Origin of the sequence: Neolewinella sp. (assembly GCF_965214665.1) — a bacterium.
In the GTDB taxonomy this organism is placed as follows: Bacteria; Bacteroidota; Bacteroidia; order Chitinophagales; family Saprospiraceae; genus Neolewinella.
Window position 1 is genome coordinate 1,192,740 of the sequence record NZ_OZ243970.1, and the last position, 14,100, is coordinate 1,206,839.

13 protein-coding genes are annotated in these 14,100 nt (G+C 60.4%); 6 read left to right on the forward strand and 7 right to left on the reverse strand.

Annotated features, from left to right (window positions below; genetic code table 11):
- Positions 1-15: 15 nt before the first annotated feature.
- A complete protein-coding gene (locus tag ACOOHD_RS05330; RefSeq protein ID WP_420460538.1) occupies positions 16-1,146 on the forward strand; it encodes a ComEA family DNA-binding protein in 1,131 nt (376 codons plus the stop codon).
- Positions 1,143-2,015 carry a cysteine synthase CysM gene (cysM, locus tag ACOOHD_RS05335; RefSeq protein WP_420460539.1) on the forward strand — a complete coding sequence of 291 codons (873 nt, stop codon included), beginning with the start codon at positions 1,143-1,145 and terminating at the stop codon, positions 2,013-2,015. The genes ACOOHD_RS05330 and cysM overlap by 4 nt, the downstream gene beginning before the upstream one ends.
- On the opposite strand, the gene ACOOHD_RS05340 is transcribed toward cysM, so the two are convergent.
- Positions 2,005-3,396, reverse strand: a complete 1,392-nt coding sequence (locus ACOOHD_RS05340; protein ID WP_420460540.1) for an HTTM domain-containing protein — start codon at positions 3,394-3,396, stop codon at positions 2,005-2,007. The genes cysM and ACOOHD_RS05340 overlap by 11 nt on opposite strands.
- Positions 3,397-3,455: 59 nt before the next feature.
- Entirely contained in the window at positions 3,456-4,328 is an 873-nt protein-coding gene (lipA, locus tag ACOOHD_RS05345) for a lipoyl synthase (protein ID WP_420460541.1), read from the reverse strand.
- Between the two features lie 104 nt (positions 4,329-4,432).
- Between lipA and ACOOHD_RS05350 the strand changes: the two genes are divergently transcribed.
- Positions 4,433-5,668 (forward strand): ABC transporter permease, encoded by a 1,236-nt coding sequence (locus tag ACOOHD_RS05350; RefSeq protein WP_420460542.1) that lies wholly within the window; start codon positions 4,433-4,435, stop codon positions 5,666-5,668.
- Between the two features lie 49 nt (positions 5,669-5,717).
- Here the strand turns inward: ACOOHD_RS05350 and ACOOHD_RS05355 are convergent, their stop codons facing one another.
- Complete coding sequence (locus ACOOHD_RS05355) at positions 5,718-7,442, reverse strand: DEAD/DEAH box helicase (protein WP_420460543.1); 1,725 nt, start codon at positions 7,440-7,442, stop codon at positions 5,718-5,720.
- A 350-nt stretch (positions 7,443-7,792) separates the two neighbouring features.
- Between ACOOHD_RS05355 and ACOOHD_RS05360 the strand changes: the two genes are divergently transcribed.
- Positions 7,793-8,371, forward strand: a complete 579-nt coding sequence (locus tag ACOOHD_RS05360; protein ID WP_420460544.1) for a hypothetical protein — start codon at positions 7,793-7,795, stop codon at positions 8,369-8,371.
- Between the two features lie 232 nt (positions 8,372-8,603).
- On the opposite strand, the gene ACOOHD_RS05365 is transcribed toward ACOOHD_RS05360, so the two are convergent.
- Positions 8,604-8,771, reverse strand: a complete 168-nt coding sequence (locus ACOOHD_RS05365) for a hypothetical protein (protein ID WP_420460545.1) — start codon at positions 8,769-8,771, stop codon at positions 8,604-8,606.
- 202 nt (positions 8,772-8,973) lie between these two features.
- Positions 8,974-9,201, reverse strand: a complete 228-nt coding sequence (locus ACOOHD_RS05370) for a hypothetical protein (protein WP_420460546.1) — start codon at positions 9,199-9,201, stop codon at positions 8,974-8,976.
- Between the two features lie 53 nt (positions 9,202-9,254).
- On the opposite strand from ACOOHD_RS05370, the gene ACOOHD_RS05375 reads away from it, so the two are divergent.
- The gene (locus tag ACOOHD_RS05375) at positions 9,255-10,883 is read left to right on the forward strand and encodes an acyl-CoA carboxylase subunit beta (RefSeq protein WP_420460547.1); all 1,629 of its coding nucleotides are present in this window, start codon (positions 9,255-9,257) and stop codon (positions 10,881-10,883) included.
- Between the two features lie 23 nt (positions 10,884-10,906).
- Here the strand turns inward: ACOOHD_RS05375 and rbsK are convergent, their stop codons facing one another.
- Complete coding sequence (gene rbsK / locus ACOOHD_RS05380) at positions 10,907-11,785, reverse strand: ribokinase (protein WP_420460548.1); 879 nt, start codon at positions 11,783-11,785, stop codon at positions 10,907-10,909.
- Between the two features lie 176 nt (positions 11,786-11,961).
- Complete coding sequence (locus ACOOHD_RS05385; protein WP_420460549.1) at positions 11,962-12,957, reverse strand: GRP family sugar transporter; 996 nt, start codon at positions 12,955-12,957, stop codon at positions 11,962-11,964.
- Positions 12,958-13,047: 90 nt separating this feature from the next.
- On the opposite strand from ACOOHD_RS05385, the gene hemE reads away from it, so the two are divergent.
- Positions 13,048-14,082 carry a uroporphyrinogen decarboxylase gene (gene hemE, locus ACOOHD_RS05390; RefSeq protein ID WP_420460550.1) on the forward strand — a complete coding sequence of 345 codons (1,035 nt, stop codon included), beginning with the start codon at positions 13,048-13,050 and terminating at the stop codon, positions 14,080-14,082.
- Positions 14,083-14,100 lie beyond the last annotated feature (18 nt).

A 14,100-nucleotide genomic window follows, 5' to 3' on the forward strand; every position in this document is an offset into this window, starting at 1 on the left:
GGTTTAGTTCTGGCCTTGCACTCACCCACCCCACCCAAGACCTCCCCCTGGGCGTACACCCGGGCACAACGCGGCGGACTGCTGCTGCTCATCGTTTTCGTGGTGGGCTGCTATGCCCTCAGCAGCTATCTCACCAAACCAACTAAATCAGCCTTTACGGAGCAGGATAAGGAACTGGTGCAACTGGCCGATTCACTGCGTAGCCTAACCGCGGGCGAATCTGCAGTTTCTCAGTCCGCCCCTACGGTATCCTTTCCCTTTCATCCAAATGAGGTAACGGGTGAGGAACTGCAACGTTTAGGTCTGAGTGAAAAGCAGGCCACGGCCTTCCTCCGCTACCGCGCCAAACGACCCTTTCGGGACGTCGAGGACCTGCGGAAACTCTACGTCCTGCGACCGGACCAGGCTGACCGGCTGGTAGCCCTAGCGCGCCTGCCCAATCAGCAAAGCGGTACTCCGCCCCCACCCTCTACCACCTCACCCTCTGAATCTACCCCACCTCCACTCGGCTTTCCCTTCGATCCCAATACGCTACCCGAGGATAGCCTTCAACTCCTTGGTTTGAGTGCACGTCAGGCAAGCGCCCTGATCAAGTACCGCAGTTACCGCCCCCGCACCTTCCGCCGTCCCGAAGACCTCCGTAAGCTTGGTGCCCTCGACAGTCAGTTGGTAGACCGTCTACTCCCTCTCGTCCGCCTTGCCCCACTAAAAGACCCTGCACCTGCGGCCCCGGCCCGTCTAAAACCTGTACCTATTGACGTTAATAGAGCGACGGTAGCAGAATGGCAGCAGCTCCCCGGCATCGGCCCCTACCGCGCGGCCCAAATTGTAAAATTCCGCGACCGGCTCGGAGGATTTACGGGTGTGCAGCAGGTGGCAGAGACCTACGGATTGCCCGATTCTAGTTACCAACAAATCCGGCCGCTGCTCCATGCCGGTCCCATCACAACGCCGCTGTACATCAACCGCCTTGACGCCGAAGCACTCAGCCGCCACCCCTACCTGGACCGCCGCACGGCCGCCATCATCGTACGCTACCGTGATAACCACGGCCCCTTCACCTCCGCCGCCGAGCTAGAAAATGTGCGCGCCCTTACGGCCGAACGCCGCGCTAAGCTGTTGCCCTACCTCAACTTCGACCGATGATCTCCCTGCTCGACCTGGTGGGTAATACGCCGCTGGTAGACCTCTCTGCCCTGCAATCCAACCCCGACATCAAACTGTACGGCAAGTTGGAGGGACAGAACCCCGGCGGATCGGTCAAGGACCGGGCCGCGCTAAGCATGATCCGAGGCGCCCTGGAGCGGGGAGTTATCGGCAACGGTAAACGGATCGTGGAGGCCACCAGCGGCAACACCGGCATCGCCATCGCCATGATCGCGGCTACCTACGGCATCCCAGTCACCCTGGTGATGCCCGAAAATAGCACCGAGGAGCGCGTCAAAAGTATGCGGGCCTACGGCGCTGACGTCATCCTTACGCCCGCGGACCGCACCATCGAGTACAGCCGCGAGCTGGCCCAGGAGATGGAGGATAGCGGCGACTACGTGCAGCTCAACCAGTTTAGCAACGCCGATAACTGGCGGGCCCACTACCGAACGACCGGCCCAGAAATTTGGCGAGACACTAAAGGGCAAGTCACTCATTTTGTGAGTAGTATGGGCACTACCGGTACCATCACGGGAACCGGTCGGTACCTGCACGAGCAGTCGGACTCCGTCCAGATCATTGGGGTACAACCCGCCGACGGCAGCAGTATTCCTGGTATTCGCCGCTGGAGCCCGGAGTTCCTTCCAGCCATTTACGATGCTTCGCAGGTGAATCAAATCATTGACGTGAGCGAGGAGGAGGCCACCGCTACCGTGCAGCGGCTCGCTACGGAGCGTGGTGTGTTTGCGGGCACCAGCTCGGGAGGGGCCACCGCCGCTTCCCTGCGCCTTGCCGAAGGACTTGACCAGGCCCTGATCGTCTGCATCATCTGCGACCGTGGCGACCGCTACCTCTCTACTCTCTGACCTCATGCAGTATCCAGGATTTAGCGCTTAGCCAGCTCCACTCCGTCCGCGCCAGGTCTACCTCTGGATCGATGAAGCGCTGAACGTTGCGCCCGTTCAACCGCACCCGGAAATCTCCGTATACCCGCACGTCTTGCCCCGCCGCCTTACGCACGTCCCGCAGGTGGTGCGCGTACTGTAGTATCATATCCGGGTGGGTAGCCATTTTGTAGTACTGCCGCCGGTCCAGACTGTCAGAGGGCTCTACACGCTCGACGTCCCCCGTCCCTACGTCCACTACCCTAAAATCCCCCTCCCCCTGCTTGCTCCGTAGCATCATCCGCCAGCTGTAGCGGTGCCCCTCCTCGGTCCAGTCTACGTCCGAGCCGAACAGGTAATTGCGCAGCGGCAGAAATACGTGTAGTGCCAGCAGCAGGATAAGGGCGGCGGGGCGCAGGTGCGCCTTAGGTGGTGTGGGAGCAGTTCCCTCTAAGCGCCCTAGCCAGCTGGTTCGCCACCGTCTCACCCAGTGACTTCTTTGCGCCAACCAACGCACAAAACGCAGCGGCCAGTCCGGAGCGAAGAACATACTGGTGAGCACTAGCGAGAGGTAGGGAAAAATGCCGATGTTGAAAATCAGGTGGTTAGTGGCGTGAAAGAAGAGCAACAGCGCCAGGGCTACCCACCGCAGCCGGCGGTGCAGGAGCATAAAGGGGGCCAGTAGATCAAGTAACATGCCTCCCCAGGCCATCACGTAGGCGGTTTGCTTGAGGGCCAGGAGCGGTCCTAGCAGGGGCATCCCCACCCGTCGTTGTAGCCACATGTGGAGGGGCATGGCCTCAATGAGCCAGTCGTAGTTGATCTTGTTGACGCCTCCGAAAAAGTACACCAGGCCCATCAACAGGGGATAAATGTATACATCCCACTTCGCTACCGTGGGGCTCCACTGGGTGGGATCGCGCCGCACGTCGAGCGACCATTCCCGCCAGGCCGGGGAAAAGGCCATCAGCCAGGCCAACCAGGTGAAGAGGTAAGCGTGGTTGAGGTAGTGAGCCTTCTCCAGAAGGAACAGGTAGGTGAAGGCGAGCGCGAACAGGGGGGCCGTGATGCGAAAGCGCCATCCCAGCGCCACGGCGATGCCGAGCAGAAAGCCGGTGATGAAGTAGAGGCTCAGGAGCGGCTCCGGTAGCGGATGCATCCACTCGAAGCCAAAGTAGCGAAAGGTGAAGCCGGCGTAGGCGTCGAGGTACCAGTGGTAGTAGATGCCGTTGCCGAGGATGTCGCCGGCACCGAGCAGGCCGATGGCGATGCGTAGCCAGACTAGGGTGTAGATCGGGACCATCCTCGTCTGCCGACCGACGAAGGAGAGTCGTCCGCCGAGGGTGGTGCTGGTAGTGCTCAAAACGACGATATTATCGGTCGGTGATCCTCGGCGGACGAGCTGAAGCTCGGCCGACGAGGCTACAGGTGACGTTCGGCGTGGTAGCTACTGCGGACCAGGGGACCGCTTTCCACAAAGTCAAAGCCCTTCTCCATCCCCAGCGCCTTGTAGTGCGCAAAGGTATCGGGGGTCACGAAGCTATCCACGGCCAGGTGCATGGCGGTGGGCTGGAGGTACTGTCCGATGGTGACCACATCGACGCCCACGGCTGCTAAATCATCGAGGATGCGCTCGACCTGGGCCTCGGTCTCGCCCAGTCCGACCATGAAGCCCGTTTTAGTCCGCTTGCCGGCCTCCTTGATGCGGCGTAGCTCCTCCAGGCTGCGGGCGTAGCGTCCCTGGGGCCGCACCTTGCGATACAGCTCCTCGACGGTTTCCATATTGTGGCTCACGACCTCCTGGCCACCGTCGATCATGCGGTAAAGGGCGTCCCAGTTACCGCGGACATCGGGGATGAGCGATTCGATGGTAGTCCGGGGGGTACGCTCCTTGATCTGGCGGACGGTCTGGTACCAAATTTCGGCACCGCGGTCCTTCAGCTCATCGCGGTTTACGGAGGTAAGCACGGCGTGCTTGACCTGCATCAGGTCAATGGCCTCGGCGACGCGGCGGGGTTCATCCTCATCGTACTCGGTGGGCCGGCCGGTCTTCACGGCGCAGAAGCTACAGGAGCGGGTGCAGACGTTGCCCAGGATCATGAAGGTAGCCGTACCCGCCCCCCAGCACTCGCCCATGTTGGGGCAGTTGCCGCTCTGGCAGATGGTGTGCAGCTTGTACTCGTCGACGAGTGCCCGTACCCGCTTGTAGTCGGGGCCGATGGGCAGCTTGACGCGCAGCCAGTCGGGCTTACGCTGGCGCTCGGAGCGGGAGGGGGCTAGGGGTAGGTCGATCATAGAGAATGCAGAAAGTACAAACCTAGCCCCGCTTTGGTTGCCCGGGCCGCCATTCGTCGAAAAAGCGGTGATATTCCCCCACCCCCGCCCTACATTTATGTCCTATGGATACGATGGAAAACATCCGCGTGGCACTGCGTAGTGTAGGTGCCAACTGGCTGCGGGCACTGCTTACTACACTGATCATCGCCGTCGGCATCATGGCGCTGGTGGGTATCCTTACGGCCATCGATGCGGCCATCTATTCCCTCTCGTCTAATCTTTCGAGTCTGGGAGCTAACACCTTTGAGATCAACCGCAAGAGTGATCAGGTGCGTTCGCGGGGAGGCCGCAACAACCAAAAGGAGTCCGAGCCCTTCACCTACGATCAGGCGATGGACTTCGTCGAGGGCTATAACTACCCCGCTACGGTAAGCGTGAGCTTCTTCGCCCGGGGCGCCACCACGGTCGCCTTCGGGGAGCGGGAGACCAACCCCAACGTGTCGCTCTACGGCATGACCGGTAACTACCTCACCAGCAAGGGCTACGAGATCGAGGCCGGGCGCAACTTCACCACCCGTGAGGTGCAGGAGGGGGGCAATATTGCCATCCTGGGCGCCGACCTCGTTGACGAGCTATTCTCCGGCAAGCACCAATTTGCCATCGGTAAGGAGATACAGGCCGCGGGCGTCCGCTATACCATCGTCGGCACCCTGGCCAGCAAGGGCAGTAGCCTTAACAACAACGACAAGCGGGTGCTGATCCCGCTGCAGTCCGCCAAACGCTACTACGCCTCCAACCGTACCAACTACGATATCCTGGTTGCCGTACCCGATCCCAGCGGCATCGACGCGGCCATGTCGGAGGCTACCCTCACCATGCGGCGGGTGCGGGGACTGCGCGCCGGACAGGAAAACGACTTCGAGGTCGAGAATAGCTCCGACCTCGTCAGCATTATCAAGGATAATACAGTCACTTTGCGGCTGGCCGCGGTCAGTATAGGCCTGATGACCCTACTCGGTGCCGCCATCGGACTAATGAATATCATGCTGGTCTCGGTCACCGAGCGCACCCGGGAGATCGGAGTCCGCAAGGCCCTAGGTGCTACCCAGCGCAACGTGCTGCTGCAGTTCCTCTTCGAGGCGGTCGTGATTTGTCAACTTGGTGGACTGCTGGGTATACTCCTAGGGGTGCTGGCCGGCAACGCGGTGGTCTTCTTTACCGGAGGAAGCTTCCTAGTACCCTGGCTCTGGATCGGCCTGGCACTGATCGTGTGTACGGTCGTAGGGTTGATCTCAGGCCTCTATCCCGCCCTGCGCGCCGCCGCCCTAGACCCCATTGAGTCCCTACGCTACGAGTAAGTCTACCCGCGCAGCGGTCTACCCGAGTCTCGATGTTAGTCGGGACGAGCTACTTCCCCTGCCCCTTCCGGTGCTTTTTCTTAGACTTTTTGAAGCCTCCGTCAAAACCCTTGTACTTATTCCGGGGCTTGCGCTCACTGCGCTCGCTACTTTCCGAAGCAATGTTGCCGTCGTAGATGCGCAGGTTCACATCCTGTCCCCGGTCCTGAACGCCGTCCAGGGCGGCTACCACGCGGGTCGCTTCGCGCTCGTCGACGTCGATAAAGGTGAGGTTATTTTGTAGATCGATCTTGCCGAGGTCGATCTTACGGCCCGGCACATTTTTATTGAGCATACCGATCACCTGGGGTACGGTGTAGCCCTGCCGCCGCCCGGCCGCCATGCACAGCCGCGTGTAGCTGACATTGGACCTGCGTTCCCGCCCCTTCTTTTCTTTCTTGTCCTCCCGGGGGGCTTCCAGCTTACGGGTGTCGCCGAGCTGCTTGCTGAGTCCGGCCAGTCCGTGGGCTACGATCAGCTCGATGAGTTGCTCGCGGTCGATGCCCTCCAGCGCGTCCTTGATCTCGGGGAGCAGCGCCTGGAGTTTATCATCCTTGAGCTCGGCGGACTTCAGGGTCTCAATGAAGCGCTGCGCCCTGCGACTGTACACCTCGTCCTGACTCGGGATCGGCGCCTCGTTAAACTCGATCTTGCCGTAGCGCTCGATATCGCGCAGTTTGCGCAGCTCGCGGCCGGTTACAATACTCACTGCGATGCCTTCCTTACCGGCCCGCCCCGTGCGACCGCTACGGTGTACGTACACCTCGGGGGCGTCGGGCAGGTTATAGTTAACCACGTGGGTTAGGTCACTGACGTCAAGTCCGCGAGCAGCCACGTCAGTAGCGACCAGTAGTTTGATGCGCCCCTTGCGGAAGCGCTTCATTACGTCATCACGCTGGGCCTGGCTCATATCCCCGTGCAGGGCATCGGCCGAATGGCCGGCAAAGCGTAGATCTTCGGCCACCCCATCCACCTCGCGCCGGGTGCGACAGAAAATCACCGCATACATGTCCTCGTCGAGCTCCACCAGCAGCTTGAGCAGGTTGAAGCGGTCGGAGCCCTTAACCTTATAGTAGATGTGGGTGATATCCGAGTTCCCCGCATCCGTATGGTCGATACTGATCTCCTGGGGGTCGTTCATGTAGTCGGTCGAGATCTTGCGCGCCTCCTTCGGCATGGTGGCCGAAAATAGTAGCGTCTGCTTCTCCTTCGGCGTAGCGTCGAGGATTCCGTTGAGCTCCTCCTGGAAGCCCATGTTGAGCATCTCGTCGGCCTCGTCCAGCACCACGCGCTTGAGCTGGTCTACGACCAGTTTGCCGCGGTTGATCAGGTCGAGGGTGCGGCCCGGAGTACCCACCACGATGTTGCCGCCGGCGCGGATGGCGCGGATCTGGTCACCGACACTCGCCCCGCCGTAGACGGCTACCACGTTCACTCCTTTCCGGAAGCGGGCAAAATCAGTCAGGTCCCGGGCAATTTGTAGGCACAGCTCCCGCGTCGGACAAAGAATAAGTGCCTGCACCGCATGAGTCTCGGGGTCAATGCCATCTACGACGGGTAGTCCGAAGCCAGCCGTTTTCCCCGTTCCGGTGCGGGCCAGCGCCACGAGGTCGCGGTCTGATTCCAGAATGGCGGGGATGGTCTGTGCCTGTACTGGCGTGAGGGTAGTAAAGCCAAGTTCGGCCACGGCCTGCTTGACGTCATCGCGCAGCGACGTCTCGTTAAACGTTTCCATTTCACCTATTTTATACGGGTGAAACGGCCTACTTCATCGTGCCTTGGAGCACCCCAGCGTAAGTCCTTAAGCCACCCGTGTGTGCTAAGAAGGCGCAAAGGTACGAAAAGTTAGGGAGTTAAGGAGTTAAGGGGTTAAGGGGTTAAGGAGTTAAGGGGGTGGCGGTTAGATATGGCAGGGGGCGGGGCCCCGATAGCTATCGGGGGGGCGGGGTGGTTGATAAGGCTTCGGACGTTAAGTTCGTGCTAAAGACGGCGGATGGAGTATGAAACAGGGACTGGTGCCAGTACTTTGCTCATTCACCTAACTCGTTCGTTTTGCGCCTTTGCCTCCCTGGGTTATACTGCTGTATGGTGTTCCTGGTTTCCTCCTGCGTGCACCGCGGCAACTACACTACGGCCGGCTCCTTCGAGCGAGTGCAGCTTCCGTTGCGTGATGCGCGTATCGGGGTATTGGAGCCGCGGGGCCCGTTCGGTGATTCGGCCTCGGCGGATAAGGCCTACCGGGAGCTACGCGGCATGCTGAAAAAGTGCGGCGAGCCGGAGGTGCTCTCTGAGGATGAGATGAATCAGGCGCAGCAGTTGCCGGCCCTCTACGGCGAGGGAGTAGCGGAGCACCACCTGCGTTACTTTGTGGAGCAGACGGACCTTGATTTTATTTTATACCTCGACATTGGCCCCGGGCGGGGGGAGCTGGTGCCGAGTTTTCCGGCTGCGATCCCGGCCGACCGGGAGGCCTCCGCGTTTGTCTACGTGTATGATCTCTCCACTGGAACGCTCGCCAAAACCGTGCAGGTCAATGGCCGGCTGAATTTACAGGAAGAGCCCCGCTGGTACGAGATCGAATACACCGAGGAGGAGATAGCGCGGCGGGCTTTGAAGAAGGCGTTGCGGGGAGTAGTTCGGTACAGTGACTGTAACTTGCAGTAGAATAATACTGCCACTCCCGATAGCTATCGGGATACCACCAAAATGCAGTCTCCGGCTGAGCTACAAAGCCTCCTACATTTGCATACCCTACACCTACCACGTACCTTTACCCCCGTACCGCCCGGATGGCGGAACTGGTAGACGCGCTGGACTCAAGTTTGCACTTCGTATGCTGTTCGGGGCATTATAAGCGGAAGGAATGCTTCCTCTTTTGATGACCTGCGGAGTGTCGTTAAAACCGACTTAGTCGGCTCTTAACATCAGGGTTGCCCGGCAGGAAACTGCCGGAGTAGAACTCGTCAAAGTCGGTGAACGCTTCGATGGTGACATCGGTGCCAATACCGAGCCAAGCCCGCGCCCACTGGGGAGCGGGAAGGTGTAGAGACTTGACGGCGAGCACCTAAACCTGTCTCTAGGGACAGGCACGGTGAAGGTAAAGTCCAGGCCCCAAACGCCAAGCAGCAGCGGCGGCGGCGAAAGCCGTAGTGGTAGGTAAAATCCAGTTCTCAGTACTGAGAGTACGGGTTCGATTCCCGTTCCGGGTACACGTACACGCTAAGGCAGCGGACGGTCTTCACGGACCGCTTCGCTGCCTTTTGCGTTTAGTTTAGTAGAGCTAATACGTCGTAGACCAGATTGAGCAGCATCACAGCCGCCAGTGCCAACCCCAGGTAGCGCATCCAGGTAGCATTCTCCTTACGGAAGGTCTCAGCTCGCTCGCGGGTCTCTACATCACCGGCCCGGACCAGCCCCCGGGAGAACAGGTACAGGTACACCCCGATGGCGAAGAACACCAGGTGAATGAGCAGGGCGACGAGGCTGGGGTCCATGACAGGAGGCTTAGCGCGAATATCGTACATTTCCGCCGCCCAAGCCCCCACGTATGACCAAAGAAGAACGCACGGCCGCCGCCCACGAAGACGGCATGTTGCTCCAAGTCGCCCGCATGAACCACCGCCTGGAGCGAATCCTGGAAGGGGGAGGCCCTAAACGCGTAGCCAAGCAACACCAGAAAGGAAAGCTCACCGCCCGCGAACGCGTAGCCGCCCTCATCGATTCCGGCACCCAATTTTTGGAGTTCGGAGCCTTTGCTGGCTACGAAATGTACGAGGAATACGGGGGCTGTCCGGCGGGTGGGGTAATTGCGGGCTACGGCCGGGTAGCGGGGCGGCTCTGCGTCATCGTAGCCAACGACGCCACGGTCAAAGCAGGCGCCTGGTTTCCCATCACGGGTAAGAAGAACCTGCGGGCGCAGGAGATCGCGATGGAGAATCGGGTACCCATCATCTACCTGGTCGATAGTGCGGGGGTCTTCTTACCCATGCAGGACCAAATCTTTGCGGACGCCGACCACTTCGGCCGCATTTTTCGCAACAACGCCCGCATGAGTGCCCTGGGCATCACGCAGATCGCTGCCGTGATGGGTAGCTGCGTGGCCGGTGGGGCCTACCTGCCCATCATGTCCGACGAAAGCCTGATCGTGGAGGGTACGGGCAGCATCTTCCTGGCCGGCCCCTACCTGGTACGTGCGGCGATCGGAGAAAAAGTGGAAGCGGAGGATCTTGGCGGGGCCACCATGCACAGTTCCGTCAGCGGCGTGATCGACTACAAGTGCGCTGACGACCGGGAGTGCCTGACAACCATCCGCGATCTGATGAGCCGGGTGCCCGAAAAAGTGCTTTCCCCCTTTGAGCGCAGCGAGGCGGTCGAGGTCGCTGCCTCAGATGTTCTGGGGATACTCCCGGAGGAGCGCGCCAAACCTTACGAGGGCCGCGCCCTCATCGCCGCCCTGGTTGACGGGGGCACCTTCACGGAGTACAAGCAGGACTACGGCAAGACGCTACTGTGTGGCTATGCCCGTATCGACGGCTGGTCGGTCGGCATCGTGGCCAACAACCGGGAGGTGGTCAAAAGTGGTAGGGGCGAGATGCAGTTCGGCGGGGTCATCTACAGCGACTCGGCGGACAAGGCGGCGCGTTTTATCATGGTATGCAATCAGAAAGAGATCCCGCTGGTGTTTCTGCACGACGTCTCCGGCTTCATGGTCGGGAGCCGCTCCGAGCAGGGCGGCATCATCAAGGACGGGGCGAAGATGGTCAGTGCTGTGAGTAATTCCACCGTACCTAAATTTTCCGTAGTGGTCGGCAACAGCTACGGGGCGGGCAACTATGCCATGTGCGGGCGGGCCTACGATCCTCGCCTGATGCTCGCGTGGCCGACGGCACGCATCGCCGTCATGGGGGGTGAGCAGGCCGCTAAGGTGCTGCTGCAGATTCAGGTGAGCAGCCAGAAGTCCCGCGGCGAGGAGGTCAGCGAGCAGGAAGAGCAGGCCCTGCTAAAGAAAATTACCGAGCGGTACGACGCTCAGACCAGCCCCTACTATGCCGCCGCCCGCCTCTGGGTCGACGAGCTCATTGACCCCCGGATGACGCGGGCCTACATCTCAGCGGGCATCGAGGCGGCTACGCACGCACCTACTGAGCGCTTTAATGTCGGCGCGGTGCAGACTTAGTGTAGCGACGGCTGAAGCCATCGCTACAGGTCGGAAAGCCGCGGTGCCGAGTCCTGCGCACCCATACGGGTGACCGCTACCGAGGCCGCCCGCACCGCGAAGGCAATAGCGTCCCGTATGTCCTCGCCCCGCGCCAGTGCCACGACCAGTGCGCCGTTGAATACATCCCCCGCCGCCGTCGTATCTACCGCAGCCACCCGGGGTGCCGGGGTCATGAATGATGTACCGGGACCGAGGTAAAACGCCCCCGCCGCACCCAGCGTAATAATTACGTGCTGCACCCCCTTACTCTGCAGCAGCTCCGCAGCCTGAGCGGCAGATGTCTCGTCGGTCACCCGGACGCCAGTCAGCAGTTGTGTTTCCGTCTCGTTCGGAGTGATCATGAAAAGTCCATCGAATACTGTATCCGGCAGATCGGTAGCTGGGGCTGGATTGAGGATGAGTCGATCGGTATGTTTTACAAGTTCCAGGACCGTTTCGAGGGGAGTCTCCAGTTGGGTCAGTACGTACTCATCTTCCTCCAGGTCAAGCTTGGTAATCGACTCAACGCTAAGCGCCGCGTTCGCTCCCGATGCCACCACGATGGTATTCTCCCCCTCCCCGTTCACCGTAATTAGCGCGGTACCCGAGGCCAGTTTCGGATCGACGCTGATGTGACTACAGTCGATCCCTTCCCGCCCGAAGCCCTCCACCGCCTGCCGGCCGAACACGTCATCGCCCACCCGGGCTACGAAGCGTACCTGCCCCCCGAGGCGTGCGGCCGCTACGGCCTGGTTGGCGCCCTTGCCGCCGGCGAAGAGGAAGAATTCACCACCGAGTAGGGTCTCGCCGGGCTGCGGGAAGCGGGGGGTCTTTACGACCATGTCGGTGTTGCTGCTGCCTACTACGGTTATCCTACTCATGATACTTGCCTTGTAGTGTAGTTCTTTATGGTTATCAATCTGTTCAGCGAGCCACAAACAAAATATGAACCGCAGAGGGCACGGAGAAACGCAGAGAATGGCTCAAACACATCTCTGCGTTGCTCTGCGAACTCTGCGGTTTGTAAATAAATCTCGGCAACTGCCTTTACTCCTATTTATCCAGCAGCTACGATCAGTCCCAGGCCGACCAAATAACAAGCCAACATCCCATTCAACACCGTCCCAGTACCAGCAGGGGCCCCAGCGAACTCCCGCCACACATAAATACCCCACACCGCCGCCACGATCGTAGCCCCCTGCCCCAGCCCGTAGCTAATGGCCGGGCCCGCCTCATCACTAGCCAGGATGCTGAACGACATGCCCACGCACCAGATCACCCCGCCGAGTACACCTATCAGGTGGTTGCGTGAGCCGCCGCGGAAGTAGTCGCCGAAACTGACCGGGGGGCCGTCGAAGGGGTAGCGCATCAGCAGGGTGTTAAATAGAAAATTGCTGGCCAGAATGCCCAGTGAAAAGACTAGCACGGCAGAGTACGGACTGAGCTTACCCGGCACCGGCACCTCGAAGTCCTCAAACATGGAGTTAGCCACGTATTTGTAAAATAGGCCCATCAGACAGCCGGCTACGATGGCCAGTACCAGCCCCTTGGTGGGGGTGTCCTTGTGCCCCGTCCCCGCCCGTCGGTAAGCATAGGCATTCAGGAGGATCGCCACGGCCACCAGGAAGGTACCGGCGAAAAGCAGTGTGGCATTGCCCTCGGGCCGGTCGAGGTAATTAACTACTACCCCGATCACGAGGGCCAGCCCGATGCCCGTCGGAAAAGCGACACTCATACCGGCAATAGCAATACTGGCCACCAGCAGAATGTTAGCGGCGTTGAACAAGACACCGCCGAGGAGTGCGGAGCCAATGTTGGGCCAGTCGGCCTGCGCCAGATCGGCTACCATACCACGCCCCGTTGCACCCGCGCTTCCGGCAGTCAGTCCGAATAGTAGGGCGAAAACGACGATGCCGATCACGTAGTCCCAATAGAAGAGCTCAAAGCGCCAGTTCGTGGCCGCCAGCTTCTGGGTGTTGGCCCAGCTGCCCCAGCAGAGCATGGTGACGATGCAAAATGCTACCGCTAGGGTGTAGCTTCCGATGATGAACATAGGCAGGGAGTTGGGGGTGAATGTAGTAAAGCTTAGGTCAAATAAACTACCCGACTGCCGCGGCGCGGACCGGCACCCTACCTTCGCCGCATGTATACCAACGATCTTTTCCTCCGCACCGCCCGCGGCGAAACCGTCGAACGTCCCCCAGTCTGGCTCATGCGCCAGGCCGGGCGCATCCTGCCCCAGTACCGGGCCCTGCGCGCCAGCTTGAGTGGCTTCAAGGAGCTGGTCTCCACCCCTGACCTCGCCGCCGAGGTTACCGTACAACCCGTGGACGAGCTCGGCGTGGACGCAGCCATCATTTTCAGCGACATCCTCGTCATCCCCGAGGCACTAGGACTGGACTACACCATGGTGGAAAAGGTGGGCCCCCGCTTCCCCAAAACGATCAAAACGGCCGAGGACGTCGCTGCCCTGCGCCCGCCGGAAGAAGCCCCGCAGCATCTCCGGTATGTCTACGATGCCCTAGATGCGACCAAGAAGCGGCTGGACAACCGCGTGCCCCTCATCGGCTTTGCCGGCGCGCCCTGGACCATCTTCGCCTACATGGTGGAGGGCGGTGGCAGCAAGACGTTTAGCAAGGCGCGGCGGATGCTTTATCAAGATCCTGCACTCAGCCATCAATTGCTGGAAAAAATCGCCATCGCCACGGCCGCTTACCTAAAGGAAAAAACCCGGCACGGGGCGGATCTGATCCAGGTGTTCGACAGCTGGGCGGGCGTACTGCCGCCCGATCACTACCGCGAGTTTAGCCTGCGCTACATCGACCTGATCTGCCGGGAGCTCGGCGATACGCCGGTCACGGTGTTTGCTAAGGATGCCCGCCACGCCATCCCCAATATCGGCCGGCTCGACTGCCAGGTGGTACAGCTCGACTGGGTTGCCGACATCCAGCAGGCGCGGTCGCAGGTGCGGGGCAAGGTGCTGCAGGGGAATATGGACCCTACTCAGCTCTATGCCTCTCCTGGGGATATTGAACAAGCTACGCGCCGGATGCTGGACACCTTTGGGCGAAAGCACATCGCTAACCTGGGCCACGGGGTGTATCCCGATACCCCGTTGGAGGGGGTCAAGGCATTCGTCAATACGGTCAAGGCTTACCGCTACGGTGACCTGGACTAAAACTAGGCCGCGTCCCAG